The following is a 15,723-nucleotide window of genomic DNA, read 5'->3' as shown; positions in this document are numbered from 1 at the left end:
GCTCGAATCGGAGAATAGTCGACCAGCCGCCGGCCGTCCCTTCCTATTCCCCTCGGCGGACGCCCTCGGGGAGCCGGTCGCGGGGCCGGGCAGCACGGTCCAGTCCAGCTCGGCGGCGTGCGACCGGTTCGGGCAGATGGTCGAACCCATGCGGCGGACTCCCTCTCCTGGCTCTCCTGTGTCGTTCGTCGACGTACGGCACAACAGCGGTGGCCCGCCCGTCATTCCCGGTCAGGAGGGCAGGTCCGCGAGCCAGCGGGCCGCCCCCGCGGTGATCGTCCCCAGCGCCTCGTCCTGCGTGGTGGTGGCCCGCTTCGGCACGGCGAACGAGTGGTCGGCCCAGGCCACCTCCACCAGCGCGTGGTCGCCCGCGGGGAACTCGCCGGGCCGGCCGAAGGGGTCGTTGCCGCCCTGGACGACGAGGGTGGGCAGGCCGGTGCCGAGGAGTTCGTCCGCGCGGGAGCGCTCCGGACGGCCCGGCGGGTGGAGCGGGAAGGACAGCGCGAGGACTGCGTGGGCGCCCAGCTCGCGGGCGGTGCGGCAGGCGACGCGGGCGCCGGCGCTGCGCCCGCCGGCGACGACGGGCAGGCCAGGGGCGCACAGCGCCGGCCACAGCTCACGCCAGGCCGCGTCCAGGGCCTTGGGGGCCGGGGCGAGCTTGCGGCCCGCCACGCGCCAGGGCTGTTCGACGAGGGCGACGGTCGCGGCGGCGGCGTCCGGCAGGTGCGCGGCGAGAGCCTGGAGGTCGCGCGCCTCGATCCCGCCGCCGGCGCCGTGGCCGAGGGCGACGACGAGCCGCGCGCCGGCGCCGGCGCCGTACCAGGTGATCCGGGCGTCGCCGGCGCCCGTGGGGATGGTCTCGGTCTGGGTCACGGGCCCATCCTCGCCCGTGGCACCGGCCCGGGCCGCGCACGCCACCGGTGCGGCACCCGGACGGGGAGGACCGGGCGGGGAGACCGGGACGGGGAGGGCCCGGACGGGGAGGGCCGGAGCGCGATGCGGGAGCGCGGGGCGGGAGCGCCGGCGGCCCGCCGGGCTCAGAAGAGGGTGCTCTCCTCCGGGGCGTCGAGCTCGGTCAGCAGCTCGGGCCCGTTGTTGCGGACGTTGCTGACGGCGGTGGGTACCGGATAGGCCCGCATCAGGCCCTCGGGGGGCGGGGCGAGCAGGCCGCGCAGCTCCTCCACGTCCGTGCGGGCGGGGTCGAGCCAGGCGTCCCAGCGGTCGGGGGTCAGCATGAGCGGCATCCGGGGGTGGATGTCGGCGAGGGAGCGCGGGCCCCCGGCGGGCGCGACGCCGAGGGGGCCCTGCTCGGCCTCCGTGGTGATCACCGAGCAGGTGGCCCACCAGGCGGAGGGGTGGTCGGGCGGCAGCGTGGGGTCGCGCCAGAACTCGTACAGGCCCGCCATCGCGAAGACCGAGCCGTCGGAGGGGGTCACGAAGTACGGCTGTTTGCGGGGCCGCTTCTTCTTCCCCTCGACCTCCAGCTCGCGCTCGGCGGCGCCGGTGACCCACTCGTAGTACCCGTCGGCGGGGAGGATGCAGCGGCGCGACGCGAAGGCGCGGCGGAAGGCGGGCTTCTCGTGCACGGTCTCGGCCCGGGCGTTGATCATCCGGGCGGCGCCCTCGGGCGTCTTGGCCCAGGAGGGGACGAGTCCCCACTTCAGGGTGCGCAGCTGGCGAACCGGGCGGGGCGAACCGGCGTCCTTGAGGGGGCGGTCCAGTACCGCGTACACCTCTTTGGTGGGGGCGACGTTCCAGTCGGGCTCCAGGGCCTCCCGGGGCTCCCACTTCTCTATCCCGAAGACCCCCGCGAGGTCCTCGGGCCGTCGACTGGCCGCGTAACGTCCGCACATACTGTCCCACCCTGCCACGTCCCCGCGTCCCCCGAGGAGTCCTTCACTCCATGGCCACCACGAAGTTCCTGTCCGACGTGCTCGGCACCCAGCCGGCGCCCGAGCTGTGGCTGGTCCTCGCGACCGCCGTCGCCGCCTTGGCGGTGACGGCCCCGCGGACGGTGTGGCGGCTGTCGCGCAACGCGGTCACCATCGCCCACGAGGGCGGCCACGGGCTGGTGGCGCTCCTCACCGGCCGCCGCCTGGAGGGCATCCGGCTCCACTCCGACACCAGCGGGCTGACCGTGAGCCGGGGCCGGCCGACCGGCCTCGGCATGATCCTGACGGCGGCCGCCGGCTACACCGCGCCGTCGCTGCTGGGCCTCGGCGGTGCCTGGCTGCTCGCCGCGCACCGGATCACGCTGCTGCTGTGGGTGGCGACGGCCCTGCTGATCGCGATGCTGCTGATGGTGCGCAACGCCTACGGGGCGCTGACGGTCCTGCTGACGGGCGGGACCTTCCTGCTGGTGTCGTGGCTGACCGAACCGCAGGTGCAGGCGGCCTTCGCGTACAGCGTGGTGTGGTTCCTGCTGCTGGGCGGCGTGCGGCCGGTGTTCGAGCTCCAGGCCAAGCGGCGGCGGGGCGAGGCGTGGGACTCCGACGCCGACCAGCTCGCCCGGCTGACCCACGCGCCGGCGGCGCTCTGGCTGTTCCTCTTCCACTCCGTGGCGCTCTGCTCGCTGATCGGCGGCGGCCGCTGGCTGCTCGGTCTGTGACCTGCTCGGCCCACTAAAGTGAGGGGCATGACCGATACCCCCGTGCACCCTGACCCCTGGCCCGCACCGCACGCGAGTGGCCCCGTCGACGCCACCGTCGCCGTGCCCGGTTCCAAGTCGGTCACGAACCGTGCCCTGGTCCTGGCCGCCCTCGCCTCCGAGCCGGGCTGGCTGCGCCGCCCGCTGCGGTCCCGGGACACGCTGCTGATGGCCGAGGCGCTGCGGACGCTGGGCGTCGGCATCGAGGAGACGGTGTCGTCCAGCTCCTCCGCCGCAGGCGCCCCGTCCGGTACGGGCGAGGCGTGGCGCGTCATCCCCGCCGGGCTCCACGGCCCGGCCTCGGTGGACGTGGGCAACGCCGGCACGGTCATGCGGTTCCTGCCCCCGGTGGCCGCCCTCGCGGACGGCCCGGTCCGTTTCGACGGCGACCCGCGCTCGTACGAGCGTCCGCTGCACGGCGTGATCGACGCGCTGCGCGTGCTGGGCGCCCGGATCGACGACGAGGGGCGCGGCGCGCTGCCGCTGACGGTGCACGGGGCCGGCGCCCTGGACGGCGGCAAGGTCGCCATCGACGCGTCGTCGTCCTCGCAGTTCGTCAGCGCGCTGCTGCTGTCGGCGCCGCGCTTCAACCAGGGCGTCGAGGTGCGGCACACCGGCCCGCGGCTCCCCTCGATGCCGCACATCCGGATGACCGTCGACATGCTGCGCGCGGTGGGCGCGCAGGTCGACGAGCCGGAGACGGGCGGCGAGCCCAACGTGTGGCGGGTCTCCCCTTCGGCGCTGCTCGGCCGGGACCTCGTCATCGAGCCGGACCTGTCCAACGCGCAGCCGTTCCTGGCGGCGGCGCTCGTCACCGGCGGCCGGGTCACCATCCCCGACTGGCCCGCGCGGACGACGCAGCCGGGCGACGCGCTGCGGGAGATCTTCACCGAGATGGGTGGCTCCTGCGAGCTGGACGAGGCCGGTCTGACCTTCACCGGATCGGGTCGGATCCACGGCATCGACGTGGACCTCGGCGAGGTGGGCGAGCTGACCCCGGGCATCGCGGCGGTCGCGGCCCTCGCCGACTCGCCGTCGACGCTGCGGGGCGTGGCGCACCTGCGGCTGCACGAGACGGACCGGCTGGCGGCGCTGACCAAGGAGATCAACGGCCTCGGCGGTGACGTGACCGAGACGGAGGACGGGCTGCACATCCGGCCCCGCCCGCTGCGCGGCGGCGTCTTCCACACGTACGACGACCACCGCATGGCGACGGCCGGCGCCCTGATCGGCCTCGCCGTCGAAGGGGTGCGCGTGGAGAACGTGGCGACGACCGCCAAGACCCTGCCCGACTTCCCGCAGATGTGGACCGAGATGCTCGCGACCGAGGCCTGAACGACATGCGCCGCTACGGCAGGAACGCCGACGAGGACGACATCCGCGTCCGTCCCAACCGCAAGGGGAACCGACCCCGCACCAGCATCCGCCCGAAGCACGAGGACGCCGCGGACGGCATGGTCCTCACCGTGGACCGGGGCCGCATCACCTGCCTGGTGGAGGACCGCACGGTCCTCGCGATGAAGGCGCGGGAGCTGGGCCGCAAGGCGGCGGTGGTGGGCGACCGGGTGTCGATCGTCGGCGACCTGTCGGGCGGCAAGGACTCCCTCGCGCGGATCGTGCGCATCGGGGAGCGGTCCTCGGTGCTGCGCCGGACGGCGGACGACGACGATCCGTACGAGCGGGTCGTCGTCGCCAACGCCGACCAGTTGGCCATCGTCACCGCGCTCGCCGACCCCGAGCCGCGGCCCCGGCTGATCGACCGCTGCCTGGTCGCCGCGTTCGACGGCGGCCTGGAGCCGCTGCTCGTGCTCACCAAGTCGGACCTGGCGCCCCCTTCGGAGCTGCTGGAGCTGTACGGCGCCCTCGACATCCCGTACGTGGTGACCAACCGCGACGAGCTGGACGACGGGGGCGCGGCGGACCGGGTGCGCGCCCACCTGTGGGGACGCACCACGGCCTTCGTCGGCCACTCCGGCGTGGGCAAGACGACCCTGGTGAACGCGCTGGTCCCGGAGGAACTGCGGCGGTCGACGGGCCACGTCAACGCCGTCACGGGCCGCGGCCGCCACACGACGACGTCCGCGCTGGCCCTGCCCCTGGCGGGCGAGGCGGGCGGCTGGGTGATCGACACCCCGGGCGTGCGGTCGTTCGGGCTGCACCACGTCGACCCCTCGCGCGTCATCCGCGCCTTCCCGGACCTGGAGCGGGGTACGGACGGCTGCCCGCGCGCGTGCAGCCACGACGAGCCGGACTGCGCGCTGGACGCGTGGGTCGAGGAGGGGCACGCCGACCCGGCGCGGCTCTACTCGCTGCGGCGGCTGCTGACGACGCGGGAGCGACGCGAGGGCGACTGACCGGTCCGGTTTGCCCGGCTTGGGTGCGAGTAAGTGCATAATCGCACCCAGGCGGCGCGTCGACGGCGGCCGGGGCGCGCGGACGGCGCCCGGAGCACGGCACGGGCGCGCGGCGCGCGAGGGGACGGACCGTCACCTTCCGGCGGGCGAGGGCGTGGGAGGCACGGACGATGGCGTGGCTGTTGGTGGTGGTGGCCGGCCTGCTGGAGACGGGCTTCGCGGTCTGTCTGAAGCTGTCGCACGGTTTCACCCGGCTGTGGCCGACGGTCGCCTTCGCGGCGTTCGCGCTGGGCAGCTTCGGCCTGCTGACGCTGTCGCTCCGCAAGCTCGACATCGGACCCGCGTACGCCGTGTGGACGGGGATCGGCGCGACCGGTACGGCGATCTACGGGATGGTCTTCCTCGGCGACCTGGTGTCGGCGCTGAAGATCGTCTCGATCACGCTCGTGATCGTCGGCGTCATCGGCCTCCAGCTGTCGGGCTCGTCGCACTGACACGGCCGAGCGCGGCCCGTACGAGCGCACCGGCCCCGTCCGGGTGCGGTACGACGAGCTGGCTGACGGCGAGCCGCACCGCGATCTCGACGGCGGGCGGGCGCGCCCCGGTGGCCCGCTGCACCCGGTCCCGTATCCGCGTCACCAGGTCGCCGGCTCCGGGCGGGACGCCCGCGTCGGCCGGATGCGGGACGGTGCCGGTGCGCGAGGTGCCGCCGGGGCGCGCGGGGCGCGGGTCGGGGAGGTGTGCGCAGCGGCAGCCGGTGAGCAGCGCCCGCAGCAGGGGCCGGGCCTCGGCCCGGCGGACGAGCCGCTCGGCGAGGGCGGCGAGGCACTCGACGACGTCGTCCCCCGTACCGGTGGGGTCGCCCGTATCGGTAGGGGCGCCGGGGCTGCCGGGGGTGCCGGGGGTGCCGGGGGTGCCGGGGGCGACCGTACCGGCGGGGACGACCAGCTCCAGGCAGCTGTCGGCCTCGTACCGCAGCAGGGCCCGCGCGAGCCCGTCCTTGCCGCCGAACTCGTTGTACAGCGTCTGCCGCGAGACCCGCGCGGACGCCGCGACGTCGACCATGCGAATGGTGGCCCAGGGCCGCTCGCACAGGGCCTCGTGGGCGGCGTCGAGCAGGGCCTCTCGCGCGGTGGACACCGGCGCCTCCCCGGGGCAGGCAGCTCTGGGGGCCAGGGTCGGGCGGCCCCCACGGACTGTCAAGGGGGCGGACGGACCCGCGGGATAGAGTCGGGCGCATGGCCGATTACCACGATGACCTGCGCCTCGCCCACGTACTGGCGGACGCCGCGGACGCCGCCACGATGGAACGGTTCAAGGCGCTGGACCTCAAGGTCGAGACGAAGCCGGACATGACCCCGGTCAGCGAGGCCGACCGGGCCGCCGAGGAGCTGATCCGCGGCCACCTCCAACGGGCGCGCCCTCACGACGCGATCCTCGGCGAGGAGTACGGCGTGGAGGGCTCGGGCCCGCGCCGCTGGGTCGTCGACCCGATCGACGGGACGAAGAACTACGTGCGCGGCGTCCCGGTGTGGGCGACGCTCATCGCCCTCATGGAGCAGACGGACGAGGGCTCCGGCGAGGGCTCGCGGAACGGCGACGGTGACGACGGCGGCCCGGGGGACGGCTCCGGCGACGGCTACCGGCCCGTGGTCGGCGTGGTGTCCGCCCCGGCGCTGGGCCGCCGATGGTGGGCGGCGGAGGGGCTGGGCGCGTACACGGGCCGCGGCCTCACCTCGGCGACACGCATCCACGTGTCACGGGTCTCGGAGCTGTCCGACGCGTCGTTCGCCTACTCCTCGCTGAGCGGCTGGGAGGAGCGGGGCCGCCTCGACGGCTTCCTCGACCTCACGCGCGCCTGCTGGCGCACCCGCGCCTACGGCGACTTCTGGCCGTACATGCTGGTCGCCGAGGGCGCGGTGGACTTCTGCGCCGAACCGGAGCTGTCGCTGTGGGACATGGCCGCGACCGCCGTCATCGTGCAGGAGGCGGGCGGCCGGTTCACCGGTCTGGACGGTCGCGAGGGACCCCACAGCGGGAACGCCGCCGCGTCGAACGGGCTGCTCCACGCGGACCTGCTCGGTCACCTGGGCGACGAGCGGGGCTGACCCCTGCGCACTGCGCGCCCGGCACCGGGAGCGCCGGACGGGCCGGAGCGCCGGACGGCGGTACGACAGCCGACGGGCGGGCGCCCGACGTACGGCGCACGGCGCACGGCGCACGGCGCACGGCGCACGCGGGGGTGGTGACGAGGGGGCGGCAGCCGTGTCGCGCCCCCTTGTCGGGCACCCCCGTCCCTGCCACTCTGGGGTCCCCCACTTGTGCACTTGTGAATCCCTTCGCGTGGAAGGGTTCACCAAGGAGGTGGCTCCCCATGCTCGTCCGTGACGCCATGAGCACCCTGGTCCTCACCATCGGCCCCGCCCACACCCTGCGCCAGGCGGCGACGCTGATGTCGGCGCGCCGTGTCGGCGCCGCCGTCGTCCTCGACCACGACAGCAACCAGATCGGCATCCTCACCGAACGCGACATCCTCAACTCCCTGGGCGCCGGGCAGAACCCGGACCTGGAGGCCGCGGGCGCGCACACCACCACGGACGTCGTGTTCGCGGCGCCCGACTGGACCCTGGACGAGGCGGCGGCGGCCATGACGCACGGCGGCTTCCGGCACCTCGTCGTCCTCGACGGCACCGGCCCGGTCGGCGTCGTCTCCGTCCGCGACCTGCTGCGCCGCTGGGCCCCCGCCCGCCGGGGGGTGTCGGCGGTCCCGGCGGCCGCGGTGGCCGGCTGAGGGGCCGGGCCGGTACGCACGCGCGGGAGGGCCGGCCCCCCAAGGGGAGCCGGCCCTCCGTCCACGGCAAGCGATCCAGTGCTGTCAGCCGCGCAGGGCCTGGACCGCGGCCTCCAGCCGCTTGCCGTAGTCCTCGTCCGCCTGGCGGAAGTTGTTGATGGCCCGCTCGGCGATGTCGACGCGCGAGACCTTGGCGATGAAGCCCGCCAGGTTGGCGATCAGACGCTCCTTCTCCTCCTCCGTCATCAGCCGGTAGAGGTTGCCCGCCTGGACGAAGTCGTTGTCCTCGGCGTGGACGGGCGCCTCCAGGTCACCGGTCACCCCGGTCACCGGGACGGGCTGCCACAGCGGGCGACCGGTCTGCGTCGGACCGCCGAAGCTGTTCGGCTCGTAGTTCTTCGCGCCCTTGTGGCGGCCGTCGTACAGGAAGCCGTCCCGGCTGTTGGTGCGCGCCTCGGTGGCGTGCGGGCGGTTCACCGGCAGGTGGTCGGCGTTGATGCCGACGCGGTAGCGGTGGGCGTCGCCGTAGGCGAAGAGCCGGCCCTGGAGCATCTTGTCGGGCGACGGGCCGATGCCGGGCACGAAGTGCGCCGGGGAGAAGATCGACTGCTCGACCTCGGCGAAGACGTTCTCCGGGTTGCGGTTGAGCTCCAGCTTGCCGAACTCGATGACCGGGTAGTCGGCGTGCGGCCAGACCTTGGTGAGGTCGAACGGGTTGAAGCGGTACGTCGCGGCGTCCGCGGCGGGCATGATCTGCACGCCGACGGTCCACGTCGGGTACTCGCCCCGCTCGATCGACTCGCGCAGGTCGCGCTGGTGCGAGTCCGGGTCCTCACCGGCGAGCCGGTTGGCCTCGGCCTGGGTGAGGTTCTTGATGCCCTGGTCGGTCTTGAAGTGGTACTTGACCCAGAAGACCTCGCCGGCCTCGTTGTTCCACTGGTACGTGTGGGAACCGAAGCCGTCCATGTGGCGGTAGCTCGCGGGTATGCCGCGGTCACCGAAGAGCCAGGTCACCTGGTGCGTGGACTCGGGCGAGAGGCTCCAGAAGTCCCAGACGTTGTCCGCCTCCTGGGAGCCGGTGTACGGGTCGCGCTTCTGGGTGTGGATGAAGTCGGGGAACTTGATGGCGTCCTTGACGAAGAACACCGGGGTGTTGTTGCCGACGAGGTCGTAGTTGCCCTCCTCGGTGTAGAACTTCAGCGAGAAGCCCCGCGGGTCGCGCACCGCGTCCGCCGAGCCGAGGTTGCCCGCGACGGTCGAGAAGCGCAGGAAGACCTCGGTCTCCCGGCCGACCTCGCCGAGGAAGTGCGCCCGGGTGTAGGGGGTGACGTCGCCGGTCACGGTGAAGGTGCCGTACGCCCCGGCGCCACGCGCGTGGACCACGCGCTCCGGGATGCGCTCGCGGTTGAAGTGCGCGAGCTTCTCCAGCAGGAGCTGGTCCTGCACCAGAACCGGACCACCGACGCCCGCGGTCTCGCTGTTCTGATTGTCGGCGACCGGCGCGCCGGCCTCCGTGGTGAGGGGTCCCTGCGTCACGTGCGCCTCCTGCGTCTCAGCACTCAGTCCTGTCCCTTGGCCAAAGCCGTTCCCGATCCTACAATGGACATTGTCTAAGTCAAGCCCGCATCCAAAGCCACACCCGTTCGGGACTGAGTCCCCCGCCTGTTAGGCTGAATCGCATGAGTGACCTGTTGGAGCGCCTGCGCGGCCGCGGCTGGCGGATGACCGCGCAGCGGCGCGTCGTGGCGGAGGTCCTCGACGGAGAGCACGTCCACCTGACCGCGGACGAGGTCCACGCCCGGGCGGCGGAGCGGCTCCCGGAGATCTCCCGCGCGACCGTGTACAACACGCTGGGTGAGCTGGTCAGCCTGGGCGAGATCCTCGAGGTCTCCACGGACCGCCGCGCCAAGCGGTACGACCCGAACGCCCACCGTCCGCACCACCACTTGGTGTGCGCCCGGTGTGGCGCGATACGGGACGTCCATCCGCAGGGCAACCCGCTGGCGGACCTGCCGGACTCGGAGCGCTTCGGCTTCACGGTCTCGGACGTGGAGGTCACCTACCGCGGCCTCTGCCCGCACTGCGCGACCGCCTGAGGCCACGCCCCCCGGACCGTCGGCGCCCCCGTCCCGGTCCCCCGCCCTTCGCACGACGAGAGCCCCCGGCGCACGACGCGCCGGGGGCCTTTGCCGCGCCCCCGGGGAACGCCTCGCCGATCCGGCCGGCAAGACGGGAGACGATCACCGGGCGGCACAACCCTGGCGCTGGACCACCAGGTCGCCGCCCTACGGGGCCCGCCGGGCGGCACCGGCCGCGTCTCGCGCGCCCGCCCCGCCCCGGCTCCACACTCGGCCCACTCCGACACCCGGCACACCCGCCGCCCGGCCCGCGTCACGGGTCGCGGGTGGCCGGAAATACGCCTAGGGCCCGGATCGAATGATCCGGGCCCTAGGACTTCAGTAGCGGGGACAGGATTTGAACCTGCGACCTCTGGGTTATGAGCCCAGCGAGCTACCGAGCTGCTCCACCCCGCGTCGGTGAACACCACCTTACGGGACGGCGTGGACCGGCGCAAATCCGGGCTCAAGCCGTCAGCTCCTGGTGCAGCGCCTCGCTCAGGCGCGCCGCCCGCTCCGCCACCTCGGCCGGCCCCAGCTCCACGGCGCGGGCGCACCAGCGTCGCCCTTCGGCCAGCTCGCCCCTGCGGGCGGCGAGCAGCGCCAGGCGCAGGGCGGCCCGCCCGTGCCCGGCCCGGGCGGCGCGGCTCCACCACAGGGCGGCCTCGCGCTCGTTGCCGTCGCGGGCGAGCAGCAGGCCGAGGTTGAAGGCGCCGTTGCGGCTGCCGGCCTCGGCGGCCTCGCGGTACCAGCGCCCCGCCTCCGCGACGTCGCCGCGCGCGGCGGCGAGCATGCCGACCCGGACCTGGGCGCGCCGGTGACCCTGCTCGGCGGCGCGCTCGTACCACTCCTCGCACTCGCTCTTCGGCGTCTGCGGCTGGCCGAGGGTGTGCGGCTCGGGCGGAGGCTGACGGGCGTCGAGGACGGTGGCCAGACGGAACGCCGCCTCGGCGCTGCCGCCGCCCGCCGCGCACCGCAGGTGCCGCTCGGCTTCCTGCTCGTCGCCCTCACGGAGCCGGGCCATGCCGACCTGCAGGGCCGCCTCGGTGTGGCCGGCCGCCGCCGCGCGCTCGTACCAGCCGAGGGCCGCGCGGTCGTCGTCGCGGCCCGCGTAGAGGATGCCGAGGTTGAAGGCGGCGTCCACGCTGCCCGCTTCGGCCGCCTTGGAGAACCACGGCTCGGCGCCGTGCGGGTCGTCGGCCTGCAGGAGCAGGATCGCCAGGGCGTTGGCCGCCTCCCGGTGCCCGGCGTAGGCGGCGCGCCGGTACCACTGCTCGGCCTGGGCGGTGCGGCCCTGGGCGGCGAAGAGCAGGCCGAGGTTGTAGGAGCCGTTGACGTCGCCCGCGTCGGTGGCGGCGCGGTACCAGCGCTCGGCGGTCTGGTACTCGCCGCGCGCGGCGTGCAGCGCGCCGAGCGCGTTGGCGGCGTTGCCGTCGCCCTCCTGGGCGGCGCGCAGCCACCAGACGGCGGCGCTGTCCTCGTCGCCGGCGTCGCGCAGCAGGAAGCCGAGCGCGCAGGCGGCACGGGGCTCGCCGCCCTTGGCGGCCATCAGGTACCAGCGGCCGGCCTCCTTGAGCTCGCCGCGCTTCTCCAGGATCGCCCCCAGGTGCAGCGCGGCCCTGCGGTGCCCGCGCGCGGCGGCCTGCCGGTACCACTGCTCGGCGCCGTCCGCGGCGGCGGTGCCGCCGGCCCCGTCCGGCTGCTCGGTTGCGGCGGGGTCGTCCTGGGACGTCCCCTGGGGCGCCCGCTTCTCCAGGGCTCGGGCCAGCCGGTACGCGGCCTCGCGGTGCCCCTGCTCGGCGGCGGCGCGCAGCCACCGCTCGGCGCCGGCGTCGCCGCGGTGCTCCATGAGGTCGGCGAGGGCGTACGCGCCGAGGGCGTGGCCCTGCTCGGCGGACTGGCGCAGCCAGTACTCCGCGGCGGGCTCGTCGCCGCGCTCGCGGTGGTGGCGGCCGAGGGCGTGCGCGGCCGCGGCCGAGCCGGCGACGGCGGCGACGCGCCACCAGCCGGCGGCCTCGTCGGGGTAGCCGCGCTGGTGGAGGAGGACGCCGAGGTTGTTGGCGGCGGCGCGGTCGCCGTCGGCGGTGGCGGCGCGCAGGTAGGGCTCGGCGGCGTCGAGGTCACCGCGGCGCAGCAGCATGGCGCCGAGGACGCTCATGGACGCGGTGTCGCCGGTATCGGCGGCGCGGCGGTGCCGTGCCTCCGCCTCGACGGTGTCGGCGGCGGCCTCCGCGAAGTCCATGCCGACCGTGTTCCACGCGCCCGTCAGATCGGGCGCGGCGTCGGCGTCGTCGAACGCCTCCGAGGCCCCGCCGGAGTGCTGTCGCTCGAACCGCCCACTCTCCAACAGCGTCGCCCTGTCCCCCATACGTCCCATCGTCGCACCACCCGCAACCCGCCTACACCTGGTATACCGCAGCCAGTGAGGTCACTTCAGCGTTTTGTCGACATGCCCACAGAGAGACAAGTCAAACACAAGGGGTGTCAACTCCCCACTCCGGACACGGCCTTCGGCCGGCCGCACACATGACCAGGGCCCGGATCCTCGAAGGATCCGGGCCCTGGTCTTTCAGTAGCGGGGACAGGATTTGAACCTGCGACCTCTGGGTTATGAGCCCAGCGAGCTACCGAGCTGCTCCACCCCGCGCCGTTGTGTGATCCACAGTACCACGGCGCGGGGCGGGCGTTACCGGCCCCCCGTTCGAGGGGCCGGTCGCGACCCGGTCAGCCGGCGTCCGGGGAGGCCGATGGCGACCCACCGGATCCGCCCGACGCGGCCGGCTTCGACGCGTCCGGCGTGGCCGGCTTCGACGCACCGGGGGCGGGCGCCGAAGCGCCCGGGGCGGGCGTCGAGGGGCTTGCCGGGGGTGTCTGCCCGCCGGCCTTGCGCTGCGCGTCCGCCGCCGCGGCGCGCTGGAGCGCCTCGGCGAGCGCCTGCTGGGACTTGCCGTACGCCTCCCAGTCGCCGCGCTTGAGCGCCGCCTCGCCGTCCGTGAACGCCTTCTGGGCGTCCGCGATGGCCTGCTTGAGGGCGGCCTCACCCGTCACCGGCGGCTTCGTCGGGTCCGGGTTCGGGTCCGTCGACGGCGGCTGCGGGGTGGGGGACTCGCCGTCCACGCCGAAGACCGCGTTGAGCGCGTCCCCGAGGGTGTCCTCGAACCGGGTGGTGTCCTTCGTGGCGTCACCCTCCGGCTTGCTCGCGTCGATGTACGAGACCGCCACCTTCTTCAGCAGCGGGTACAGCGCGCTGCGGCCCTGGGCGTAGACGGGCTCGACGTACAGCCATCCGCCGTCCATCGGCACGGTCAGGAGGTTGCCGTACTCGATCTCCGAGTCGGCGCCCTTCATGTCGCGGACGAACGTCGCCACGTCGGGGAGGCTGTTGAGCTTGGACTGCACCTGCGCCGGGCCGGGCACGTCCGACGTGGCGCGCAGCAGCCTTATGCGGCCGTAGTCCTTGCTGGTCGCGTCGGCGTCGACGGCCATGAAGGCGCCCAGGTTGGGCCGCCCGTTGGGCGTGAACGTCGTCGTCAGCGAGAACCGCTGCCGCTCGTCGCCGGGCATCTTCAGGCTCAGGTAGTACGGCGGGACCGCGTTGCCGTCCTTCTTCGTCGGGTCGGCGGGCACCTGCCAGGCGTCGCTGCCGCTGTAGAACTGCGCGGCGTCCCGGACGTGGTAGCGGGTCAGCAGCTCCCGCTGGACCTTGAACATGTCCTGCGGGTAGCGCAGGTGGGCCTTCAGGTCGGCGTCGATGGCGCTCTTGGGCTGCACGGTGCCGGGGAACGCCTTCATCCAGGTCTTCAGGACCGGGTCCTCGGTGTCCCACTGGTACAGGTCGACCGAGCCGTCGTACGCGTCGACGGTGGCCTTCACCGAGTTGCGGATGTAGTTGACCTGGTTCTGCTGGGCCACGACCGTGCGGGTCTGGTTGCCGGCGGTCAGCGAGTCGGCGGTGGTGTCGCCGAGCGTCGTCCGGGACGCGTACGGGTAGCCGTTCGTCGTCGTGTAGGCGTCGACGATCCACTGGACGCGGCCGCCGATGACCGCGGGGTAGGCGTCGCCGTCGATCGTCAGCCACGGGGCCACGGCCTCGACGCGCTGCTTCGGCGTGCGGTTGTACAGGATCCGCGAGCCGTCGCCGATCGCTCCCGAGTAGAGGATCTGCGGCTCGCTGAAGGCGACGGCGTAGGCGGCGCGGTTGAAGGCGTTGCCGAGGCTGACGCCGCTGTTCCCGCGGTAGCTCGTCATCCGCTCGCCGTTGGCCTCGTAGTCGAGCTCCTTCTGCGGACCGCCGACGATCGAGTACTGCTCGGTCTTCTCGCCGTAGTAGATCCGCTGCTCGTACTTCGGGAGCATGCCGGTGGTGGGCAGGCCGTTCTCGGTGAAGCGGGGCGCGCCCGTGCTGTCCACCGAGGTCCCCGTGGCCATGATCGCGCCGTAGCCGTGGGTGTAGGTGAAGTGGTCGTTGATCCAGTTCCGCTTCGGGATGCCCTTGATGTTGAGCTCACGCAGGCCGACGACCGTGTCCTGGCCCTTGTACCGGTCGACATCGAGGGTCACCGGGAACTGGTAGTACTTCCGCCGCTGCTCCAGCTGCTGGAACGTCGGCGAGACGATGTTCGGGTCGACGAGCCGGTAGCTGGCCGCCGTCGTCGCGTCGGCGCGCAGCTGATCCTTCGCCTTGACCGTCGCCTTGCCCGAGTAGTTCTCGGGGACCGTCCGGTCGATGTCGTAGGCCTTGCGCGTCGCCTCGATGTTCTTCTTGATGTACGGCGCTTCCTTGGCCTGCTCGTTCGGCTGGACCTGGAACTTCTGCACGATCGCCGGGTAGAGGCCGCCGATCAGGATCGCCGACAGCACCATCAGGCCGAAGCCGATCACCGGCAGCTGCCAGGTGCGGCGCCACAGCGTCCCGAAGAACAGCAGGGCGCAGATGACCGCGATGCAGAAGAGGATCGTCTTGGCCGGGAGGTAGGCGTTGGCGTCGACGTACCGCAGGCCCGTCCAGTTGCCCGCCGCCTTGAAGTCGCTGGACTTCACGGCGAGGCCGTACCGGTCGAGCCAGTACGCCACGGCCTTCAGCGACACGAAGACGCCGAGCAGCACGGAGAGGTGGCCGGTGGCCGCGGCGGTGGCGCGCCCTCCGGGGCTCGTCACGCGCAGCCCGCCGTACAGGTAGTGCGTGAGGGCGGCGGCGATCAGCGACAGCACCGTGGCCGCGAAGCCGAAGCCGAGGAGGAACCGGTACCAGGGCAGGTCGAACGCGAAGAACGACACGTCCATCCCGAACTGCGGGTCCTTCTGGCCGAAGGCCACGCCGTTCACCCACATGAGCCACGTGCGCCACTGGCCGGAGGCCGAGGCACCGGCGATCAGGCCGACGAGCGCCGTGATCCCGAGAAGCACCCACTTCTTGTACGGCGCCACGCCCATGCGGTACCGGTCGAGGCTCTGCTGCTCCAGCGACATGGCGCTGAGCGGCGGCCGCAGCCGGTGCGCGAGCCAGATGTTGAACCCGACGGCCAGGGCCATCAGCAGGCCGAAGACGGCGAACATGCCGACCTTCGTCCACAGGGTGGTGGTGAAGACCGACGAGTACTCGACGGACCGGTACCACAACCAGTCCGTCCAGAACCCGGCGAACATGACGAAGAGCATGGCCAGGACGGCCAGCACCCCCAGCGTCATGAGCAGGGTGCGGGCCCGCCGGGACGGCCGGCCGACTCTGATCCGTGGCCCGGTCGGGCCTCCGCCGCGGTCCGGCATCTGGAAAGCCAACGTGCGCCCCTCGAAGTTCGCGTCGTGTGTGCTGCG

At 73.5% G+C, this 15,723-nt stretch carries 13 protein-coding genes and 2 tRNA genes; 7 read left to right on the top strand and 8 right to left on the bottom strand.

Annotation, left to right across the window (positions count from 1 at the left end; genetic code table 11):
* Positions 1-231: 231 nt before the first annotated feature.
* Both NRO40_RS19990 and NRO40_RS19985 read right to left on the bottom strand, forming a co-directional pair.
* A complete protein-coding gene (locus NRO40_RS19990) occupies positions 232-873 on the bottom strand; it encodes an alpha/beta hydrolase family protein (RefSeq protein WP_058940677.1) in 642 nt (213 codons plus the stop codon).
* A gap of 164 nt (positions 874-1,037) precedes the next feature.
* Entirely contained in the window at positions 1,038-1,853 is an 816-nt protein-coding gene (locus NRO40_RS19985; protein WP_058940676.1) for an SOS response-associated peptidase, read from the bottom strand.
* Between the two features lie 50 nt (positions 1,854-1,903).
* Here NRO40_RS19985 and NRO40_RS19980 point away from each other — a divergent pair, with 50 nt between their 5' ends.
* The 4 genes from NRO40_RS19980 to NRO40_RS19965 all read left to right on the top strand — a co-directional run bounded on the left by NRO40_RS19980 (position 1,904) and on the right by NRO40_RS19965 (position 5,495).
* The gene (locus tag NRO40_RS19980) at positions 1,904-2,608 is read left to right on the top strand and encodes a M50 family metallopeptidase (protein WP_058940675.1); all 705 of its coding nucleotides are present in this window, start codon (positions 1,904-1,906) and stop codon (positions 2,606-2,608) included.
* A 27-nt stretch (positions 2,609-2,635) separates the two neighbouring features.
* Entirely contained in the window at positions 2,636-3,982 is a 1,347-nt protein-coding gene (aroA, locus tag NRO40_RS19975) for a 3-phosphoshikimate 1-carboxyvinyltransferase (RefSeq protein ID WP_058940674.1), read from the top strand.
* A 5-nt stretch (positions 3,983-3,987) separates the two neighbouring features.
* Complete coding sequence (gene rsgA, locus NRO40_RS19970) at positions 3,988-5,001, top strand: ribosome small subunit-dependent GTPase A (protein ID WP_058940673.1); 1,014 nt, start codon at positions 3,988-3,990, stop codon at positions 4,999-5,001.
* 170 nt (positions 5,002-5,171) lie between these two features.
* Positions 5,172-5,495 (top strand): DMT family transporter, encoded by a 324-nt coding sequence (locus NRO40_RS19965; protein WP_058940672.1) that lies wholly within the window; start codon positions 5,172-5,174, stop codon positions 5,493-5,495.
* Here the strand turns inward: NRO40_RS19965 and NRO40_RS19960 are convergent.
* Positions 5,461-6,141, bottom strand: coding sequence for a TetR/AcrR family transcriptional regulator (locus NRO40_RS19960; RefSeq protein WP_058940671.1), 681 nt, complete (start codon positions 6,139-6,141; stop codon positions 5,461-5,463). The two genes, NRO40_RS19965 and NRO40_RS19960, sit on opposite strands and share 35 nt — an antisense overlap.
* Positions 6,142-6,239: 98 nt before the next feature.
* Between NRO40_RS19960 and NRO40_RS19955 the strand changes: the two genes are divergently transcribed.
* Positions 6,240-7,109, top strand: coding sequence for an inositol monophosphatase family protein (locus NRO40_RS19955; protein WP_058940670.1), 870 nt, complete (start codon positions 6,240-6,242; stop codon positions 7,107-7,109).
* A 266-nt stretch (positions 7,110-7,375) separates the two neighbouring features.
* Positions 7,376-7,792, top strand: a complete 417-nt coding sequence (locus NRO40_RS19950; protein WP_058940669.1) for a CBS domain-containing protein — start codon at positions 7,376-7,378, stop codon at positions 7,790-7,792.
* A gap of 84 nt (positions 7,793-7,876) precedes the next feature.
* On the opposite strand, the gene NRO40_RS19945 is transcribed toward NRO40_RS19950, so the two are convergent.
* Positions 7,877-9,328, bottom strand: coding sequence for a catalase (locus NRO40_RS19945; RefSeq protein ID WP_058940668.1), 1,452 nt, complete (start codon positions 9,326-9,328; stop codon positions 7,877-7,879).
* Positions 9,329-9,471: 143 nt separating this feature from the next.
* Here NRO40_RS19945 and NRO40_RS19940 point away from each other — a divergent pair, with 143 nt between their 5' ends.
* On the top strand, positions 9,472-9,888 hold the full coding sequence (locus NRO40_RS19940) for a Fur family transcriptional regulator (RefSeq protein ID WP_058940667.1): 417 nt from the start codon (positions 9,472-9,474) through the stop codon (positions 9,886-9,888).
* Positions 9,889-10,252: 364 nt separating this feature from the next.
* Here NRO40_RS19940 and NRO40_RS19935 read toward each other — a convergent pair.
* From NRO40_RS19935 to NRO40_RS19920, 4 genes are all read right to left on the bottom strand, one after another.
* Positions 10,253-10,326: transfer RNA gene (locus NRO40_RS19935), tRNA-Met, on the bottom strand.
* 49 nt (positions 10,327-10,375) lie between these two features.
* Complete coding sequence (locus NRO40_RS19930; protein WP_408057031.1) at positions 10,376-12,277, bottom strand: tetratricopeptide repeat protein; 1,902 nt, start codon at positions 12,275-12,277, stop codon at positions 10,376-10,378.
* A 205-nt stretch (positions 12,278-12,482) separates the two neighbouring features.
* A tRNA-Met gene (locus NRO40_RS19925) sits at positions 12,483-12,556 on the bottom strand.
* A gap of 77 nt (positions 12,557-12,633) precedes the next feature.
* Positions 12,634-15,675, bottom strand: a complete 3,042-nt coding sequence (locus NRO40_RS19920; RefSeq protein WP_058940665.1) for a UPF0182 family membrane protein — start codon at positions 15,673-15,675, stop codon at positions 12,634-12,636.
* Positions 15,676-15,723 lie beyond the last annotated feature (48 nt).

The organism is Streptomyces changanensis (assembly GCF_024600715.1).
In the GTDB taxonomy this organism is placed as follows: domain Bacteria; phylum Actinomycetota; class Actinomycetes; order Streptomycetales; family Streptomycetaceae; genus Streptomyces; species Streptomyces changanensis.
Note: the sequence above shows the minus strand (reverse complement) of the source record. Positions and strands in the feature narration are given on the sequence as shown.

Bases quoted from the DNA above. Each gene is read 5' to 3' on its own strand.
- NRO40_RS19950 (WP_058940669.1), top strand. From the start codon at position 7,376: ATGCTCGTCCGTGACGCCATGAGCACCCTGGTCCTCACCATCGGCCCC.
- aroA (WP_058940674.1), top strand. From the start codon at position 2,636: ATGACCGATACCCCCGTGCACCCTGACCCCTGGCCCGCACCGCACGCG.
- NRO40_RS19920 (WP_058940665.1), bottom strand. From the start codon at position 15,675: ATGCCGGACCGCGGCGGAGGCCCGACCGGGCCACGGATCAGAGTCGGC.
- NRO40_RS19980 (WP_058940675.1), top strand. From the start codon at position 1,904: ATGGCCACCACGAAGTTCCTGTCCGACGTGCTCGGCACCCAGCCGGCG.
- NRO40_RS19985 (WP_058940676.1), bottom strand. From the start codon at position 1,853: ATGTGCGGACGTTACGCGGCCAGTCGACGGCCCGAGGACCTCGCGGGG.
- NRO40_RS19955 (WP_058940670.1), top strand. From the start codon at position 6,240: ATGGCCGATTACCACGATGACCTGCGCCTCGCCCACGTACTGGCGGAC.
- rsgA (WP_058940673.1), top strand. From the start codon at position 3,988: ATGCGCCGCTACGGCAGGAACGCCGACGAGGACGACATCCGCGTCCGT.
- NRO40_RS19930 (WP_408057031.1), bottom strand. From the start codon at position 12,277: ATGGGGGACAGGGCGACGCTGTTGGAGAGTGGGCGGTTCGAGCGACAG.
- NRO40_RS19940 (WP_058940667.1), top strand. From the start codon at position 9,472: ATGAGTGACCTGTTGGAGCGCCTGCGCGGCCGCGGCTGGCGGATGACC.
- NRO40_RS19965 (WP_058940672.1), top strand. From the start codon at position 5,172: ATGGCGTGGCTGTTGGTGGTGGTGGCCGGCCTGCTGGAGACGGGCTTC.